The following is a 17919-nucleotide window of genomic DNA, read 5'->3' as shown; positions in this document are numbered from 1 at the left end:
TGGTTCCCCCGCACCCGCAGAGGCTCAGACAAGACCGAAATAGTGAGCTGCAAACGTGAAGACCGACGCAGCGACACAATAGAGCGCAAACCACTGCATCTTTCCCTTCCGTGCAACCTTGAGCAGCAGCCCAATCGCGACGAGGCTGGTCAGCACGCTGACGACGACACCGATACCGACCTCAGTGAGGGCGCTTGAGGACATGCCCGCCCGCAGAAAGTCTTTGAGCTTGAAGACTGCCGCGCCCGCAATGGTGGGGATGGCCATGAGGAAGCTGAAATGGGCGGCATCCTCCTGCTTGAGACCCCTGTAAACGCCGACGGACATCGTCGTTCCACTGCGCGAAAGGCCCGGGAGCAACGCGAACACCTGCGCGATACCAATGGCCACCGCATCCTTCCAGCCGACCTCGCGGATCGTCCTGGTCGTCGACGAAAAACGCTGCAGAACCAGCAGGACAGCAGTGACCAGGAACATGGCCGCCACGACGTAGTAGCTGGCAAAAGCCTTCTCGATGGTCGCACCGAACAGGACACCGACGACTCCGGACGGGATGATGGACATGACGATGAGCCAGAACATGTTGCGCTTGCGCGCTTCGTCATGAGACAGGCTCTCACGGAACGTGTAGAGGAATCCCTGGAACAGGCCCGTGATGTCACCCCAGAAGAAGATGATCAGGGCGATGAGGCTGCCGAAGTGCAAGGCCACGTCAAAGGCCAGCGTCGAATCGGCCTTGAGGAGTCCCGAGAACACGACCAGATGCCCCGAGCTGCTGACAGGCAGGAACTCGGTCAGCCCCTGTACAATTCCGAGCACAATGCTTTTCCACAGTACCATCGGTGGTACCTCCAGGTATGACCTCAGACATATGCCATATGGTAGACAAACGCCTCCAAAAAGCAAAGAAACGGCTTCCAGAGAACGGCCAAATCCTTGTTCGGGCCGTTCCGTCCGGCCTGGCTTCAGATCAGAGAAGCGAGTGTGTGCCCGGCGGCCGTCAGGATAGCCAGCGAGCCGTTGGGCAACTCCTCCCAGGGACCGGTGCCCAGGGGTTCGCTGGCGACGAGTTCTCTGCCATGCTGGTGTTGCAGGTACATGCTGTGTCGCTCTGGATCAGTGCTGTAGTGGAAGGCATACATGCGTCGTCCGTCGCACAGCAGGAAGTTGAGGCCGGTGAAGTCCCCGACGGACGCCACCTCGTGGACGGCGCCCCTCAGAGCGTCGAGGGGATCGGCCGCCGACTCGAGATGCTGCAGCAGCAACGCAAAGTAGACTTCACTGTCATTTTCACCTTCAAGGCCGTTCCTGAACCTGGGCAGGAGGTGCTCTATCAGACGTTCGCGCGAACAGTGCCCGTTGTGGCAGAATGTCCAGCGGTGCGCGACGAACGGGTGCGTGTTGGCCAGCCGGCGGGACGTACCACTGCTGCGGCGGATGTGAGCAAGAGCAATGCGGGCACTGACCTCGCGAGCGGTCAGCTCGAAGAGTGGCGATTCGTTTGCAGGTCCCGGTTCCCTGACAACACGGGGGCCGTCCTGTTCACCGTCATACCATCCGATACCCCAGCCGTCGGGATTGCCCTCACCGGACTTGTCGGCAACCGCCAGTGAACGTAGCGAAGGTTCGATGTCCATCATCCAGGGAGCTATAGATTGTGACATCGTGGCGACCATTCCAAACATCCTGCACATCAGCGTTCCTCCACAGGCAAGCCGTCCACGGCCTCCCTGCGTTCAGGATACGTCGTCAGCGCCGCAGCGCAATTGTGAACGCTCATAGTGCCTGACCCCAACGCTGTTCACAATTGAAGACGGGAACGCAGATCGCCGATGAATTCAACTTCGTCTTCGGGTGAGATGCCATACTTATGACGGCCGCCGGTCTCCACGAGAACGACATCCCTCAGCGCACGAGGCTGTTTGCAAACAAGGTGCCCGCGACTGCCACGAGGATAATTGCGGCGAGCCAGCCAACGAACAGGCCTGAGAACAGCCGCTTTCGCTCGTCTTCGGTCATGCCGCGCAGGCCGAGGAACATGAACCCGAAGACGCCGGACAAGACGGCAAGGGTCAGTCCCGCCTTGAGGTTGACCTGATGCCAGACCGCAGGATCGGCGAGCGTCGCAGGCACACGAAACCCAAGCCACGGATTGGGCGTGGAGAACGCCGACAGGACCCCGACGATGCCGATGGCGAAACAGCTGACGGCGACCAGGAGAGGCGTGGTCCTGCCGACCTCCACGTCACGGGCAGTGACGCCACTGTCCCGCGCAACCTGTTCGGAGTAGCGCCACAGCCAGACACCCGCAATGAGGATATAGACCACCAGGGCTCCCGCAACATACAGCCCCGCATCGCGCGTGACAACCCCGGCGACAGCAAGCAGGTCGACGATCCCGGCCACCGCTCCCCCAGCGACAAACAGGACTCCACACTTCCGGTTCACGACGTCCCAGACGCGGTCGTCCGCCATGGTGGCAGGGAACCGGGCACCGTAGAAGCCGTTGCGTTTGACTTTTCCCAGCATCAGCGGAACCCCAAGGACGACAAACAGCAGCGCCAGCCCAAGACTGTTCAGAACATTCTCCATAAGCATTCATCTCCTCGCCGGAGCCCACCCCCGACATGGTGCGCGCTCATCACGTCCACTTGATACTATACACATCCTCGGAGTGGAAGCCACCACGACACCTGCAAACCAAGACCTCCGGGACTCCTAAAGTCACAGACTTCCGATGAGCTCCCAGACCACCCGAAGCACGTCACGCGCAGCCGTGCCGAGGACAGCCGCGGGGAGGTCCTCCGCCGTGTCAGTGGTGGCATGGTACCATGGAGCTTCTCTCCCGTGCGCCGAGAACATGCAGCTGGGAACGCCGAGCTGGCTGAACGTCTCATGGTCCGATCCCCCTGTCCAGGGGATGATCGCGAGTGAGGCGCCATCCTGGATTGCGCCTGAGACAGCAGTCATGATCGCCTGGTCGGATGGATCGATCGCTACCCCGAGGACCGACGTCGACCGCATCATGTCCAGGTCCAGCACAGCGGACAACGATTCAGCCAGCTCGGGGGCTGCTGTCACAAAGGCAGCAGACCCCAGCAGTCCTTCTTCCTCCCCGCTGAAAGCGACAAACCAGATCGATATCGGGGGGACCGCGCCCAGCGAGACCATCGAATGCGCCATCTCCAGCATGACGGCGACGCCCGACGCGTCGTCGTCGGCTCCAGGGTACATCACGCCCGAGCGGTCGGTCCCCAGGTGATCGAAGTGTGCGCAAACCATAATCGGCCGCGTGTTGTCAGTCCCGAGCAGCACGCCGGCAACGTTGGAAGCAGTTGCGTCCGGATTCCATGATGCCGTGATGCCAAAGGAAACCTTCAGATTGAGGTCGCGTGAAACGACCTGGCCTGCCCATGCCTGTGCCGCTATGTCGTCGAAGGAGAGCCCTGCCGCCCAGAACACAGAACGCGCTCCAGCCACGGATATGAGAGCCGACACGGGTGCATCGGGAAGGGCTGACACGAACTGGCCATGCATGTCGAACGGATTGGGCGCCGAAGGCATGTCGAGGATGAGCACGCCGGCGGCGCCATGTGCGGCGGCGCTCCCGACCTTGGCCGCCAGGTACGTCTGCGATTCGGGTACAGAACGCACCGGGGCGCTGTAGCGCAACAGGACCACGACCTTTCCCGCGACGTCCAGGCCAGCATACTCGTCATAGCCCGTCATCTGAACCCCAAACCCCGCAAGCACAGCATCGGCCTCAACGCTCCCATTTCCAGCATACGGGATCGCCATGCCGCGGCCACCGAGGAACGACTCACCGCGCGTTCCAGTCGCCTTGATACCCGTGAATGAACTCACCACGTACAGGGGTGCCTCATACGTGGCAAGATACTCCTTGAACCCGGGAGGTTCTCGCAGGCCAATCGCCTTGAACTGTGAAGCGATCCATGCAGCAGCCTGTGCCTCGCCGGTCGTGCCCGTACGGCGACCGGCATAGGCCGGTGAAGCAAGCTCGACGACAGCATCGTGAGCACGCTGTGCGTCCACTGCAGACACGGCCTTGTCCACACCCGGCCATATGGTCCGGGGTCTGCAGCCCGCAGCGGTGACAATGACCAGGACCAGAACGACCCATCTACGATTCACGGCAACCTCCCCAACGGACACGCGCGCGTCCTTCGATTGGCCCTCGACCACGAGATTCGCACTCCACAACATCGCCTTGACTCATCCTGTCGCCACCCTACAATAGAGGCGCACTATATCTATAGTAGTATGTACGAATGGGGGTCGACTTACAGATGAAAATTGGAATCCTGACAGGCGGCGGGGATTGCTCCGGGCTGAACCCGGCGATACGTGGTGCGGTGTTTAGAGCCATCGACTACGGAGACGAGTGCATTGGCCTTGTCGGAGGCTGGCAGGGACTTCTCTCATGTGAGACCGAACCGCTGGACCTCGCGCGCGTCGACGAGATCATCGACCGTGGCGGCACCATCCTTGGGACGTCGCGGACCAACCCATTCAAGGACCCCTCTCTTGTACAGCAGCTCATTGCCAACATTGCAGCCCTGGGTCTGGATGCCGTCATCGCCATTGGTGGGGACGACACACTGGGTGTAGCCACCAAGCTTGCAGCGCTGGGCGTCAAGGTCGTCGGCGTTCCGAAGACGATGGACAATGACCTGTCAGGAACGGACTTCACATTCGGATTCGACACGGCAGTGAGTGTTGCTCTCGACGCTTCGCGAAGGCTGAAGGACACTGCACTGTCCCATCGGCGCATCATCATCCTGGAAGTCATGGGCAGATATGCTGGATGGGTTGCACTCTATACCGGCATCGGCTCAGGAGCCGACTACACACTCATCCCCGAGGTCCCCGTCGACTGGGACGCCCTGGTGCGCCAGGTCATGACCGCCTACAGGCGCAAGAAGTACGCCTTCATCGTCGTGAGTGAGGGTGTAGAAGTCACACAGGCCACCAGCGAGAAACTGGACGACTTCGGCCACATGCTGCTGCAGGACAGGGGTGTGGGGCCGGAAGTGGCCAGGATCGTCGAGGAGAAGACGAGAATCTCGACTCGTTCGGCCACGATAGGGCACATCCAGCGGGGAGGAAGTCCCACCCTGTTCGACCGCATCCTGGGATCCCGCGTCGGCGTGAAAGCCGTCGAGATGATCCATGACGGCGAATTCGGCAAGATGGCTGCTCTCCGCGGCACCGAAGTGACCGCAATTCCGCTCATTGAAGCCGTTGGCAAGCTCAAAACGGTCCCTCAGGAGTGGGTCGACCTCCTGAAGGTCTTCTCCAAGTAGCCATGAAACGCATCGGACTTCTGACCAGCGGTGGCGACGCCAGCGGCATGAATGCTGCCATTCGCGCAGTTGCACGTACGGCTGCGTCGATGGGAGTCGAGGCAGTCGGGTTCGAGCGCGGCTACGACGGACTGGTATCCAACACCTGGATAGAGCTCAACGCACGCAGCGTCTCCGGCATCCTGGAACTCGGAGGCACGATGCTCAAGAGTGCCCGCAGTGAACTGTTCCGTACTGAGGAGGGCCGCAAGCAGGCAGCGCTCGTCGCCCAGCAGAACCGGCTGGACGGCCTGGTCATCATCGGGGGCAACGGCTCACAGACGGGTGGTTACCTGCTCGGCCAGTTGGGTGTTCCCGTCGTCGGGGTCGCGTCGACCATCGACAACGACCTGTATGGGTTTGACTACACCATCGGGTTTGATACTGCTGTCAACATCGCCATCGACGCCATCGACCGTATTCGCGACGTGGCGGAGTCTCACGACCGCGTGTTTGTCGTCGAGGTCATGGGCAGGGACAATGGCTCCATTGCACTCGAAGCCGCTCTGGCGACGGGCGCCGACATCGTTCTGACCCCGGAATTGCCCTTCAGCATCCCCAAACTCATCACACGCCTGCACGATGACGTCATGGCGCAGAAGAAACACCACATCATCGTCATGGCAGAAGGCGCAGGGCATGCAGAGGAACTGTCGCACTATATCGATGCCAACCTGCCGGTGGAGTGCAGGGCGACCGTCCTCGGCTACGTCCAGCGAGGGGGGAGCCCCACGCGCTTCGACCGCATCCTGGCCAGTACATCGGGCGAAGCGGCAGTTGTCGCTCTCAGTGAAGGCCGCTCGGGTGTCGTCGCAGGAACACGCGACGGGCATATTGTCCTTCAGGAGACGCTCGAAGCAGTCACCCGGCGCAACCTTCTCAAGCCAGAGCTTGTGGAACTGCTGAAGCGAGTATCCATCTGACCTTGTTTCATCCCAGGAGGACCAATTGGGTCGAGTCTTCAAGTCGCTGACCTTCCAGATTATTGTGACTGCCCTGCTCATCGTGGGCGTCTCGATGGCGATTCTGAGCAACCGCCTCATCTTCGAGTTTCAGGACGAACTCGTCAAGAAGGAAAGCGAGACCCTCCAGGCCATAGGATCGCAGGCCGTCGAACGCTGGAACCGCATGTATCGCGAACTGTCCAGCAGCTACAAGTTCGACAAGCTGAGCCAGAGCAAGCAGAACGAATTGGTGAGCGTCTTCCTCTCGAAGTCCTATTATGACTACATCGATGTGTTCAAGGGAAACTTCCCACGTGTCAGCATCGGATACCAGGTCAGCCTCTTCACGCCAAGTCTCGTCTACCTGACCGATGGGTCGCGTAACCCGCTGCCCAAGCTGACCGTCGCTCTTCCCTTGAAGGCAGGCACACGGACTCTCGGCTATCTGGTCGTCGACAGGGACATGCCTCAGGTCCTCGCTCCGTTGCAGCGTGTCCGTTTCGAGGCCTTCAAGACTTCGACTGTCTCCATCGCGCTGAGTGGCGCAGCGACAATCATCCTGCTGACCTTCTTCCTGATACGCCTGTTGTCCCTTCGCCGCAGCGTCGTCCAACTCAAGACCAACCTGGACACGCGCGTGCCACGCGGTGGAGGGGAACTGGGAGAGATCTCGCGCGCGGTCGCCGACCTGGCACACTCACTCAAGCGGAGCATTGAAGAAGCGAAGCAGACCGAGGCCCTCAAGACGCTCGGCATCTTCACAGCCGGTATCGCCCACGAGGTACGCAACCCTCTTACAAGCATCAAGGGATATGCAGGTCTTCTGGAGAAGAAGCTGCAGGGGCGTCCCGAAGCCAAGTACATCATCCCTATCCGCAGCGAAGCCGACCGTCTCGAATTACTGGTCAAGGACCTACTCACCTTCGGGCGCCCTGCGCCGCCTCAGCCGGTCGAGTTCGACCTGCGTGGGTTCTTCGAATCGATGGGAGAGCTCATGGCGCAGCAGTTCGAGGACGGCCATGCCACGCTCGACCTCCAGGTGCCACAGGTCATGGTCACATGGGATGCGCGCCAGACCGAGCAGATGTTCATGAACCTGCTGCAGAACGCCATACAGTCGATGCAGGATAAGGGCGGTGGGGTCGTTACCGTCACCGCAAGGATCGAAGCTGATCGTGTCATTCTCGAGGTACGCGATGTCGGTGCGGGTATCAGGAATGAGGACAAGCCCAAGATGTTCACCCCGTTCTTCACGACCAAGGAACACGGCACCGGCCTTGGCCTTCCCATTTCCCAGAAAATCGCCTCTTTTCACAATGGCGTCATCACCTATGAGAGTACAGAGGGAGCGGGCGCTACGTTCACTGTCAGCATGCAGCGAATCATCAATCCTGGTGTTTGACTCGGACTTCGAAACCGGTAAACTGTGAAATTGCCTATGAAAACCCAAAGCAAGCTCATTCTGGTCGTGGACGACGAGGAAAACATACGCGAACTGCTCCGCGAGTCACTTGAGGACGAGGGCTATCGCGTCAACGTCGCCAAGAACGGTCAGGAAGCAGTCGAGAAGGTCAGAGCCCTGAACCCGGACACCGTCCTGATGGACGTCAAGATGCCCGTCATGAGCGGCATGGATGCTTTTCTCAAGATCAAGGAATCCCAGCCCGATCTCCCTGTCATTTTCCTGACAGCGTTCGGCTCGTCGGATGTCGCCATTTCCGCCATGAAGTCCGGAGCCTATGACTATCTAACCAAACCGTTTGACATCGATGAGGTCAAAATCAAGGTGAAAAGGGCTCTTGAACTTCGCGAGCTGTCATGCCTCTCAGGACGGGCTCGCCCCGAGGACCTTCCCGTCATCAACAGTGACGAGCTCGTCGGCCAGAGTCCACTCATGCAGGAAGTCTACAAGCAGATCGGCAAGGTTGCCAGCTCGGATGCGACCGTCCTGGTCCTCGGCGAATCAGGTACTGGCAAGGAGCTGGTCGCCAAGGCCGTTCACAACAACAGCCATCGAAAGGACCGGGCGTTCATCGTCGTCAATTGCGCGGCCATCCCGGAGAACCTTCTCGAGAGCGAGCTGTTCGGTCACGACAAGGGAGCCTTCACTGACGCCTTCGATACGCACATCGGCAAGTTCGAACAGGCATCCAGTGGCACCCTCTTCCTCGACGAGATCGGCGACATGTCGCTGCCGCTCCAGGCAAAACTCCTGCGAATCCTGCAGGATGGAGGCTTCGAACGCGTCGGCGGTCGAGAGCATCTGACGTCGTCGGCACGCGTCATCGCGGCCACGAACCAGGACTTGACCAGACTGGTCTCTGAACGCAAGTTCCGCGAGGACCTGTTCTACCGGCTCAACGTCATCACACTGCGTCTTCCCCCGCTGCGTGACCGGCGCGGCGATACTGTGCTGCTGGCACGCCACTTCGTCAGGAAGTACGCGGCCAAGTACGGGCGTGACGTCACAGAGATAGCAGACCAGACCTTGGAACGCCTTACTGCCTATGAGTGGCCGGGAAATGTCCGGGAGCTGGAAAACGTCATCGCCCGGGCAGTCATCATCTCTCAGGCACACGTGCTCCTGCCCGAGACAGTAGAACTCTGCGCTCAGCCCATTCTGCACCGACGCGAGGAATCTTCAGCTCCTGAGGGTCAGCCACTGGTGGCACAACCCACGCGGCCGCAGGCAGTCGGCGCAGACGGCAACGGTGGACTTCGTCTGTCAGACGCCATCCAGCAAATGGAGATCGATATGATCCGCAAGGCGTTGCGCGAGTCCGGTGGGAACAAGACCAAGGCCGCCCAGATCCTCGGCATCTCCCGCAAATCGCTGTTCAACAAGATTCGGGACTATAAGCTGCAGGACCGGGACCAGTAGCAACAACATCCTGCGCCTGATTTCCTGACTCTGCGAAGCCCTGGACACCAACCGCCGGGGCTTTGTTCGTTCACGGCAGGGCAGGTGCCCGGCCCGCGAAGCCGGGCCTTTGACAAGAGCCATCCAGAAAGGTACCATGTGCAATCATGCCAACAACCCGAACCGGAAGCATAGTGTCCGTCGTAGCAGCGGCGTTCGTCTGGGGAACGTCCTTCGCCGTCTCCAAGCTGGCTCTTCGCTCTATCCCTCCGCTTTGGCTCGCATGGATACGCTTCGTGCTCGCAAGCGCCATCCTGCTCGCCTGGCTGCTTGTTCGTCACGAAGACCTTCGTCTGGACCGGCGAGCATTCGGCGCCATGATGCTGGGAGGAGTCCTGGGCTATGCGCTGAACCATATCTTCGAGAACGTGGGTCTTGCCCTGTCGACAGCCTCCGAGATCTCACTGATGATGGGCGTCTTTCCCGTCCTGTCGCTCCTGGTGGAGGGTCTGGTCTATCACAGGAGGTTCTCCTGCATTGCCGTCGGGGGCATTGCGCTGTCTGTCGTCGGGGTCGTTCTCATCGTCAACCCACGTTCTCTTATAGGGGCCCTGGGAGGGAAGCGCCTTCTTGGCGACGGACTCATCATCCTCTCAGGCATCTGCTGGGCATTCTACAGCATTCTGGTCAAGAACCTGTCCAAAAACAGCTCGGCCAGCAGAACTGCGATGTTTCAGATGCTGTTTGGCAGTATCGTCCTGCTTCCTCTGGCAGGTGTGTTTGAGCGGCCGGCTTTCCCAATCCCCGCCGAAGGTGTCTGGGCCGTCATCTATCTGGCGGTCTTCTGTTCGGTCGGAGGGTACTCCCTGTACAACTACGGAGTTGCCAGAATGGCATCGACCCAGGCGGTCAACATCCTCAACCTTGTCCCGGTCTTCGGTGTGCTGACCTCCTGGGTCGTGCTGCACGAAACAGTGACAGTAATGCAGCTAGCCGGCGGAGCCGTCGTCCTTCTCGGTGTCCTGCTTAGTCTACGCGATTCTTCGCCTTCGGCTTCTCCTTCATGACGACGACGGGTCCCAGAACCGTCGGGCCCACGTGACAGCCGACGACACAGGAGACCCTGTTGTACTCGACCGGTACGTGGAGCACCGATTCCATCCAGTCCCCAAACTCCCTGGCCTCATCCCAGTTGTCGGCCCAGTGTAACCCTGCAGACACCACGCCGTAGGAGGCCATTTCCAGAACCAACTCCTTGAGCCGTTCCTTGCCCGCCTTGAGCGTCCGGATCTTGTCGTGCGTCACCATGCGGCCGATGTCGTCAAACCAGACGATAGGCTTGAGCTGGATGATCGTCCCAATGAGGGCCTGAGCACCTGTGAGGCGGCCACCCTTGTACAGCCAGTGGAGCGACTCCATGATGAAGTAGACCCACGTGCGGTCCCGCAGTTCGGTGAGCGCTTCGACGATTTTGGCGCGGCTCTTGCCCTCATCCGCCATGCTCTTGGCCAACCGGCCCATCGTCAGCTGGCAATAGCCACTCTGGCGAGAGTCCACGATGGAAATTCGATCCTCGGCCACCAGGGTCTGGACGGCAACGTGCGCCGCGTTGACAGACCCCGAGATAGCCCCCGATATCATGACACAGACGATTTCATCTCCAGCCTCGAGAATCGGCCCGAAAATGCGCACCAGGTCGGCGGGGTTGGTCTGCGCGCTCTCGAAGATGACGCCCTCACGCTCCTTCTTGTAGAACTCGGCCGGCTTCATGTCGACGCCGTCGCGATACAGTGTCTCCCCTTCACGGACATAGAGAGGCGCCATGACTATGCCTGCCTTCTCAAAATCCTCGACAGTCATGCCACATGTCGAGTCCATGACGACTCTGATCATTCGACTCCTTTCAGGGGCCCTGTTTGGACCGCCTGTCACCGTATGCCGGTGTCACGAGTGGGGAATTTGCCCATCGTGCTGCACGACAGCCCCAAGATAAGCATCACTGGCTGCTTCGACCAGATCCTCTGGTTACGCCTTCATGATGATGCAGGGGCCAAGAAGGTCAGGGCCCGTGTGCACGCCCAGCACGCACGACAGCTTGGTATATGACACAGGAGCCTGGAGGATTTCCTCCATCTCGGCGTGGAACCCCTGAGCCTCATCCAGGTTGTCCGGCCAATGCAGGGTTGCAGCCTCGACCCCGTTCTTGCCACAGTCTGCGACCAGCTGGCGCATGTGGTCCTTGGCAACCTTGATGGTTCGTGTCTTGTCGTAGGACGTCATGCGTCCCGCTTCGTCGAACCAGACAATTGGGTTCAGCTTGATCACGGATCCAACGAAGTACTGCGCTCCCGTCAGGCGTCCTCCATGGAACAGCCACTTGAGTGATTCCATGATGAAGTACGTGCGCGTCCGGCTGCGAATGTCGGCCAAAGCCCGAACAATTTCCACGCGATTCTCGCCTGCATCAGCCATCTTCTTTGCCGTATGACCAAGGTAGGCTTCACCGTAGCCGGATTCCAGGGAATCGACGATCGTTATCCTGTCTTCGGCCCCGAGCATCTGAACAGCGACGTGCGCTGCGTTCACGGAACCCGAGATGGCGCTTGAGATGAGCACACATATGGCTTCGTCGCCTGCTTCCACGATGGGCTTGAACACGGAAACCAAGTCTGCAGGATTCGTCTGGGCGGTCTCATAGATGAGACCCTCCCTTTCCCGTTGGTAGAACTCGTCGGGAAAGATGTCCACCTGTTCACGGTAGAGCTTGTCACCGTCCCGGACGTAGAGAGAGACCATCGCTATCCCGGACTGGTCGAACTCCTGTCTGGTCATACCTGTCGTCGTGTCCATGACAACTTGTATCATGTGTTGTTCACCTCCGCGTATTCGCAAGCATAGTTTACCAGAAAAGACGACCCACAACAACCAGCCAGGGCCGGCACCTCGCCCGGTAGCGATATGGCATCCTCTTGCACCGCTCCAGCATTGCAAATCAGCCCTGTCGCCATACAATATCCATAGTCTGCAGCACATGGCTGACTGGCAAAGAGGTGGTCCTGGCATGAGGCACTCGGGAGAGCGTATAAGAACAGGGCGTGGAATCGTGAGAGCAGCATGAGGCGAGTTCTCCGCGTCGCAGGGCGCGCAATCCTGATATCCTTGCTCGCGGCGCTGTTATGGCTTGTCCTCGGGACCCGACCCCTCTTCTATCTTGCGACCCTCATCACAACGTACACGGTGGTCATGGTCCCGCTGGTACTGGGGACAAGCGACCGAATCCGGGTCGTCAAACACCTGCGACAGGCAGTCGTGCAGATGAAGTCACGGAATACACTGACGATTTCGCTTGAGGGCATCCCGTCACGTTCCCCTCTCTCAATCCAGCTCCAGCCGCTGGTCCCCGAGTACATCATCCGCGAAAGCTCGTCCTGGCACGACCGGACGTACGTCCTGCAGTTCCACGTCAACCGTCGAGGGGTGTATGACCTGGGCGAGGGTATCCTGACTGTGACCGACCCTCTTCGCCTGTTCCGCCTCAGCAGGCGCCTGATAGCAGATGAGCAACTCACCGTGTTCCCCACAGTCCTTCCCCTCGAGAAACTGCGCATCTCACTGACCTCTCCCCTCGATGGTCAGCGCGTCAAGTTCGCACCCAACTATGATGTCTCGCAGCTTGCGGGAGTGCGACCCTACGAAAGTGACCCCATGAACCGTATTCACTGGAAAATGAGTGCTCACAGAGGTGAGCTCATGGTGAAGGAATTCGCCCCGTCGGCCTCAAAGACCGTCGTCGTCCTGCTCAACCTGACGCTTCGGCGCGAGCCCAGCTTCACCCTGGAAACCTTCGAAGACTACATGACCATGGTGGGCGCCAGTGTCCTCCAGTATGGCCATGACCGCAAGCTGCCCTTCGGGCTTACCGTTCTGGGTGAGGAGACACTCTCCTCCAACGGCTTCTCGAAGGACGCGACCCATTTGTTCGCGTGTTACCGCCTCCTTGCACGCGCGCGGGCCCGCATGGACCATGAACCGTCCAGTACAGTGTTCCTCGACTATCTCCAGCGGGAACGACTCCGCATCCCCGCCCGCTCACAGTTGTTTCTCATCCAGCACGAGCTGAAGGAAGAGGAGATTGGAGCGCTGCTTCGCATGCAGGCGCAGTTCTCACGCATTTCGATCTGCCTGTTCCCGCACGGAAGCTTCCTGCTGTACGGCGAGCGGGCAGTCCCGTACTTCATGCCCGACGTCGAACAGATTGCACGTCTCAAGAAGACGCAGAAGATCCTGAGAGATGCCAGCGTGGACCTGTCCATTATCGGTCTCAACGATACGCTCGCTGCCCTGGGAGAAGCCTGATCATGCATCGCGAGAAGTCACTGCTGCATATCTCCTTCATGATGGTAGCGACGCTCCTGGTCTTCTGGACAGCTCGCGCCACTATTCCACTGTGGATCGTGCTGCCCGCGCTGGCCGTCCTGGTGGCAGGACCATGGCTGGAGCGGCACAAGCTCACGTGGGAAGCCATTATCACCGTCGCTCTGATCAGCGTTCTGGCCACAAACAGTCAGCGCTTGGCCATCGATTACGCAGCACGCTATCGGGAGTTCTTCTTTCTCCTCGTGCCAATGCTCTTCTACGCAGGCATTGTTCTCACCCGGTTGAAGACTCCTGGCGAACCAATCTACCTGTACAACATCGTGTGGCTGGCGCTGCTGGTCACGCTCGACGTCGCGGGCGCCGGCGTCTCGATCGCAGTGCTGTCACTCCTCGTCCTCCTGGCACTGCTGCTTGCGGGGACAGACGAGGACCGGCCGAGGTTCCTCCAGCGGCTGGTGCCGGTTGCCATCATCCTGATCGCGGTCACCATCCTGGCAACGTCCCTTCCGGTCGAGACAGGTCCGTTCAGCGCATCAACTGCCCAGAATCTCCAGGATTTCCTGTTTGGCCATCCTACGGCCGTCGACTTCATCACAAGACGCCATACCACGAACTGGTGGAAGCCCTGGCCAGCCGCTGCAACGAGTCTCCTCGGCTCCTGGCTGATGCGGACTGCACTTGTCGAAGAACTCCACGTCCTCGTCGGTTCCCTGCTGACGGCTCCAATCGTGATCCTGCTTGCCTGGATATTCCTTGGTGCCGTCCTCCAGCAGGGACCGGGAAAGTCCCTGCGCAAGCTTGTGCCTGCTCTCCTCCTGCTGCTCGGCATGGGCTGCATCTTCGTGGCTCTCATCAGCATACACAGCAAGGCTCTGAACACCCTGATGTTCGGTCCTTCTTCACCCTGGATCATCAATGGCAAGCTTCTGGTACCGCGTACCTGGCAGATGTTCCTTGCGCTCAGGTTGAAGGTCAATCTCTTTCCATCTCCCGCCGTCATAGCATTGCGGCTCGTTCTGCGCAACTTGTCGATCCTGACAGTGCTCTATTGTGGCGTCACCTGTGTCCGGGAGGCATTCGCAACCAAGTGGGACCGCCTCGAGGGCATTGGGCGCAGGCGCGACCGCATCGTCATCGAACGAACCATCAAGAGGATCCGCAGCCTGGATGACGAAGAGCTGCTGCGCGACCCACGTGGAACGGTCATCGCGATCTTCTACATGGCCGCCAACGCCTTGTATCCACTCGACCTTGCGATGGTACGCGGAGAAACGCCGACAGAACTGACAACTCGCGTTGCCCGGTGGTATCCTGACCTGGCCGAGAAGGTCAGCGTTCTGGGACGACTGTTCTACGTCGCCCGCTACTCGAAGGTCGACGTGACTCCCGATCAGGTGAGGCTGGCCAAAGCTACCTACCAGGAGCTGCTGGAGATGCTGAAGGTCGAGGCCCAGCACCCGCGCATTAGAACCGAGGGAGCATTGCCCGTCTCCCAGTGACCCGACCAGTCTGTAACGTGCTGGAGCCCTGCCCGATGTAGTGAGTGAGGTGAGATGGGGACAGCGGGGATTCTTCAGACAAAGGTACCGACAGGGGGGCGTCGCAGTACTGCGGCACGCTCCACTGGTTTCCGCGTGTTCTTCAGGACCGCAGGGGCCGGGCTGCTGGTGTCGTTGTTCATGCTTGTCGTCGCCCTTCTCCTCCGCAGTGCTTCCTTCCTCATCGTTGGGCTCGCTGCACTGTCCTATACGGTCATTCTGTGCGGCATGCTCACCGCCCTTCACCAACGGCTCACGGTCACGAGCGTCCTTCGACACAGCGTCGCGACGGTACGCCAGCCCAACATGCTGACCTGCACAGCCTCCGGATACGGGGTCACGGGACCTCTGCTGCTGTCTATCGAACCGCTGCTCCCGCCCTACGTGATCCAGCGCCACAGCAGGAAGGGCGACGACGACATGACCGCGTTCTTCGACGCCACCCGCAAAGGACAGTACACTGTGGGCTCCGCCCGCGTCTCGCTGCAGGATCCACTGCGCATTTTCCGTATCCAGTGCACGGTTCCCTCCCAGCTGACCCTGACGGTCGTCCCGCGTCCAATTTCCCTCGCAGCGATGCACATCGCGCTCACGTCACCTCTCGACGGACAGCGTGTCCGCTACGCTCCCAATGTCGATACCAGCCAGCTCACAGGGACTCACCCCTATGACGGCGAGCCGATGAATCGCATCCACTGGAAGATGAGCGCTCACACGGGAACGCTCGTCGTCAAGGACTTCACTCCCTCGGCGTCTCAGACCGTTGTCCTGCTGGTGAACTATACCGTACACCGGGACACGGGCTTTGCGCTGGAAGCGCTGGACGACACGCTGTCGACCGCGGCTGCAAGTATCCTGCAGTATATTCATGACCACAACCTGCCCTTCGGCCTTGTGGCAATCGGGTCCCATACGGAATGGGCGGGCACCGGCCGTGACCGCACGCATCTTCTCTCCTGCCTCACGGCGATAGCCAGAGCCCAGGCCGTGCGGACAGAAGACACCGGCATCGTGCTGGACTGGCTGAACCAGAACGCACGCGTGATCCCCGCGCAGTCACAATTGGTTCTCCTCGCGCATGAGATGGACGAGACGGAGATCGTGCACTTGCTCAAGCAGCGCCAGCACTTCGCGCGCATCACGATCATCCTGTTCCCGGAAGGCACGTTCCTCCTGCCGGGCGAGCACCAGGCACCGTACTTCCTGAAAGATACGTCGAGACTGCTCCGCCTGAGGTCTCAACAGCGCGTGCTCAGAGCAAACGGCATCGAACTGACGATTGTCGGACTGAACGACCCGATCACGACGCTCGCCACCGGCTGAGGAGACCATCATGGACACGACACGCATCGCCCGGCTGATTATCGCCAATACCGCCTGTTTTCTCGCATTCTGGATTGCCCGTCTTGCGGTCCCCTGGTGGTTTGGTGTAGCGGCACTCGTTCTGCTGAACATCGCGCTGCCACATCGCAACCAGAAACTCTTCCGACTCTATCACGGTCTCGAGACGTGTTTCATCATCATCTACCTGGCGCTGACTGCCGACCGGCATACCCTGCAGGAGCTTCTCGCTATTCTCCTGCTCACTGTGCTGTTCGAGCTCTACTTCTGGTTTGTCGGCAACCTGACGCTGGCCGCCGAGTCGCCCGCCCATTTTCTCCGCATCAGCATCATCGCCTGCTGCTACGCTGTCCTTGGCAATACGGACCCCCTCATCGCCACCATCGTGCTGGCCGTCATGCTGGCCGCATCGATGCTCTCCGCGGTCACCGCTTCCGACCCACGAGCAGCCAGGCGGCTTCTGCCTGGATTCATCATCCTCCTGGTTGTCTTTGTGGCTGCAGTCGCCTCCCCCATCGTACAGGCGCCTACTCTTCCCAGAGCTGCCGTATGGCTGCTTCCAGGGACACCTGCGTCCACACCGAAACCCGCGGGAACGGGCGGATTGCCTGTCAACCTGCCTGCCCTTACACTGCGACGCGTCATGGAGGAGCACTTCTGGGAGCTGTTCGGGTTCATGTATCTCCCGCTGGCGATCATGATGGCAGTGCTGATCGCCGCAGTCATCGTCTCCGTCTCGGTCCTTCACAACACCTGGGGCAAGACCATACGTACATTGATCTTCCCTGTCGCAGTCGTCGCGACTGCTCTGATCTTTGCGATCGTCTACACGGGAGCCAAGACCGGGCAGATTTCGAACGGCATCGCTCAGGCAGGACGTGTCCCGGGGGAGAGTTACGACGACATCGTCAAGGCACTGAGGGAACGCAACGTCCTGCCTCCCAAGAACAATGAGATCAAGGCTACGCTCGAGACCATCGTCGCCGGCGTGTACTGGATGGGGGCCAGTCTCCTTCTGGTGTCGATTGTCGCCAGTATCCGGGATATGGTCTTTGAGTTCCGTCACGAGGTCCTGCTGTCGATGCTCGACCGGTCGGAGCGCAAGAAGGTTATCCGGGCCGTACGCCGGCTCGTTTCGCTGGACGAGGGGGCCTTGCTGGAAGACCCCGTCACCAGTATTACAGCGTTGTTTGCCATGGGCGTCGAGGTCGTCGGGACGATCGGGCCGCGCCTGCGACGGGGAGAGACCGCCGGTGAGTTCGCACAGCGTGTGGCGGTCGAAGCCCCTGCCTGCGCGAACGCAATGGCTCAGCTGGCAACACTCTTTGGCAAAGCGCGGTACAGCCGTCCCAGCGTCACCGGGGAAGACGTGCTTGTGGCCAAGGCCACACTGCAAGACCTGCAAGCAAGTGTCCGCAGCATACGCAACGAAGCCCGGGCTTCGCGACGACCGGCGCGTGGCCGTTGATTTCGGTCTGAACGGCCTACAATGAAGA

Annotated in this window: 15 protein-coding genes; 9 read left to right on the top strand and 6 right to left on the bottom strand. The window is 60.0% G+C overall.

Going from position 1 to position 17919, the window contains the following annotated elements:
• Positions 1–24 precede the first annotated feature (24 nt).
• From C0398_04860 to C0398_04845, 4 genes are all read right to left on the bottom strand, one after another.
• Positions 25–840 (bottom strand): undecaprenyl-diphosphatase, encoded by an 816-nt coding sequence (locus C0398_04860; protein MBA4365321.1) that lies wholly within the window; start codon positions 838–840, stop codon positions 25–27.
• A 125-nt stretch (positions 841–965) separates the two neighbouring features.
• Positions 966–1694 (bottom strand): hypothetical protein, encoded by a 729-nt coding sequence (locus C0398_04855; protein ID MBA4365320.1) that lies wholly within the window; start codon positions 1692–1694, stop codon positions 966–968.
• A gap of 211 nt (positions 1695–1905) precedes the next feature.
• Complete coding sequence (locus tag C0398_04850; GenBank protein MBA4365319.1) at positions 1906–2598, bottom strand: hypothetical protein; 693 nt, start codon at positions 2596–2598, stop codon at positions 1906–1908.
• 126 nt (positions 2599–2724) lie between these two features.
• Positions 2725–4224 (bottom strand): hypothetical protein, encoded by a 1500-nt coding sequence (locus C0398_04845; protein ID MBA4365318.1) that lies wholly within the window; start codon positions 4222–4224, stop codon positions 2725–2727.
• An 83-nt stretch (positions 4225–4307) separates the two neighbouring features.
• Between C0398_04845 and C0398_04840 the strand changes: the two genes are divergently transcribed.
• The 5 genes from C0398_04840 (at position 4308) to C0398_04820 (ending at position 10234) form a co-directional block, all read left to right on the top strand.
• A complete protein-coding gene (locus C0398_04840; GenBank protein MBA4365317.1) occupies positions 4308–5324 on the top strand; it encodes a 6-phosphofructokinase in 1017 nt (338 codons plus the stop codon).
• 2 nt (positions 5325–5326) lie between these two features.
• The gene (locus C0398_04835; protein MBA4365316.1) at positions 5327–6286 is read left to right on the top strand and encodes an ATP-dependent 6-phosphofructokinase; all 960 of its coding nucleotides are present in this window, start codon (positions 5327–5329) and stop codon (positions 6284–6286) included.
• A 25-nt stretch (positions 6287–6311) separates the two neighbouring features.
• Positions 6312–7709, top strand: a complete 1398-nt coding sequence (locus C0398_04830; protein ID MBA4365315.1) for a hypothetical protein — start codon at positions 6312–6314, stop codon at positions 7707–7709.
• Between the two features lie 36 nt (positions 7710–7745).
• On the top strand, positions 7746–9188 hold the full coding sequence (locus C0398_04825; GenBank protein ID MBA4365314.1) for a two-component system response regulator: 1443 nt from the start codon (positions 7746–7748) through the stop codon (positions 9186–9188).
• A gap of 146 nt (positions 9189–9334) precedes the next feature.
• A complete protein-coding gene (locus C0398_04820; GenBank protein MBA4365313.1) occupies positions 9335–10234 on the top strand; it encodes an EamA family transporter in 900 nt (299 codons plus the stop codon).
• Here the strand turns inward: C0398_04820 and C0398_04815 are convergent.
• Both C0398_04815 and C0398_04810 read right to left on the bottom strand, forming a co-directional pair.
• Positions 10194–11060, bottom strand: a complete 867-nt coding sequence (locus tag C0398_04815; GenBank protein ID MBA4365312.1) for a hypothetical protein — start codon at positions 11058–11060, stop codon at positions 10194–10196. The genes C0398_04820 and C0398_04815 overlap by 41 nt on opposite strands.
• A gap of 132 nt (positions 11061–11192) precedes the next feature.
• A complete protein-coding gene (locus C0398_04810) occupies positions 11193–12230 on the bottom strand; it encodes a hypothetical protein (GenBank protein MBA4365311.1) in 1038 nt (345 codons plus the stop codon).
• Between the two features lie 51 nt (positions 12231–12281).
• Between C0398_04810 and C0398_04805 the strand changes: the two genes are divergently transcribed.
• Genes C0398_04805 through C0398_04790 form a run of 4 tightly spaced genes read left to right on the top strand, consistent with a single transcriptional unit; the run spans position 12282 to position 17891 of the window.
• On the top strand, positions 12282–13523 hold the full coding sequence (locus C0398_04805; protein ID MBA4365310.1) for a hypothetical protein: 1242 nt from the start codon (positions 12282–12284) through the stop codon (positions 13521–13523).
• Positions 13524–13525: 2 nt separating this feature from the next.
• Complete coding sequence (locus C0398_04800) at positions 13526–15043, top strand: hypothetical protein (protein MBA4365309.1); 1518 nt, start codon at positions 13526–13528, stop codon at positions 15041–15043.
• A 54-nt stretch (positions 15044–15097) separates the two neighbouring features.
• Positions 15098–16405 carry a hypothetical protein gene (locus C0398_04795; protein ID MBA4365308.1) on the top strand — a complete coding sequence of 436 codons (1308 nt, stop codon included), beginning with the start codon at positions 15098–15100 and terminating at the stop codon, positions 16403–16405.
• Positions 16406–16415: 10 nt separating this feature from the next.
• The gene (locus C0398_04790; GenBank protein MBA4365307.1) at positions 16416–17891 is read left to right on the top strand and encodes a hypothetical protein; all 1476 of its coding nucleotides are present in this window, start codon (positions 16416–16418) and stop codon (positions 17889–17891) included.
• Positions 17892–17919 lie beyond the last annotated feature (28 nt).

It is taken from the genome of Coprothermobacter sp. (genome assembly GCA_013824685.1).
Lineage (GTDB): Bacteria > Caldisericota > Caldisericia > Cryosericales > Cryosericaceae > Cryosericum.
Note: the sequence above shows the minus strand (reverse complement) of the source record. Positions and strands in the feature narration are given on the sequence as shown.

Excerpts from the sequence above, each read along its gene's own strand:
- C0398_04805 (MBA4365310.1), top strand. The coding sequence starts at position 12,282 with ATGAGGCGAGTTCTCCGCGTCGCAGGGCGCGCAATCCTGATATCCTTG.
- C0398_04840 (MBA4365317.1), top strand. The coding sequence starts at position 4,308 with ATGAAAATTGGAATCCTGACAGGCGGCGGGGATTGCTCCGGGCTGAAC.
- C0398_04850 (MBA4365319.1), bottom strand. The coding sequence starts at position 2,598 with ATGCTTATGGAGAATGTTCTGAACAGTCTTGGGCTGGCGCTGCTGTTT.
- C0398_04815 (MBA4365312.1), bottom strand. The coding sequence starts at position 11,060 with ATGATCAGAGTCGTCATGGACTCGACATGTGGCATGACTGTCGAGGAT.
- C0398_04800 (MBA4365309.1), top strand. The coding sequence starts at position 13,526 with ATGCATCGCGAGAAGTCACTGCTGCATATCTCCTTCATGATGGTAGCG.
- C0398_04795 (MBA4365308.1), top strand. The coding sequence starts at position 15,098 with ATGGGGACAGCGGGGATTCTTCAGACAAAGGTACCGACAGGGGGGCGT.
- C0398_04845 (MBA4365318.1), bottom strand. The coding sequence starts at position 4,224 with ATGTTGTGGAGTGCGAATCTCGTGGTCGAGGGCCAATCGAAGGACGCG.
- C0398_04835 (MBA4365316.1), top strand. The coding sequence starts at position 5,327 with ATGAAACGCATCGGACTTCTGACCAGCGGTGGCGACGCCAGCGGCATG.
- C0398_04855 (MBA4365320.1), bottom strand. The coding sequence starts at position 1,694 with ATGTGCAGGATGTTTGGAATGGTCGCCACGATGTCACAATCTATAGCT.
- C0398_04810 (MBA4365311.1), bottom strand. The coding sequence starts at position 12,230 with ATGCCAGGACCACCTCTTTGCCAGTCAGCCATGTGCTGCAGACTATGG.
- C0398_04825 (MBA4365314.1), top strand. The coding sequence starts at position 7,746 with ATGAAAACCCAAAGCAAGCTCATTCTGGTCGTGGACGACGAGGAAAAC.
- C0398_04860 (MBA4365321.1), bottom strand. The coding sequence starts at position 840 with ATGGTACTGTGGAAAAGCATTGTGCTCGGAATTGTACAGGGGCTGACC.
- C0398_04820 (MBA4365313.1), top strand. The coding sequence starts at position 9,335 with ATGCCAACAACCCGAACCGGAAGCATAGTGTCCGTCGTAGCAGCGGCG.
- C0398_04790 (MBA4365307.1), top strand. The coding sequence starts at position 16,416 with ATGGACACGACACGCATCGCCCGGCTGATTATCGCCAATACCGCCTGT.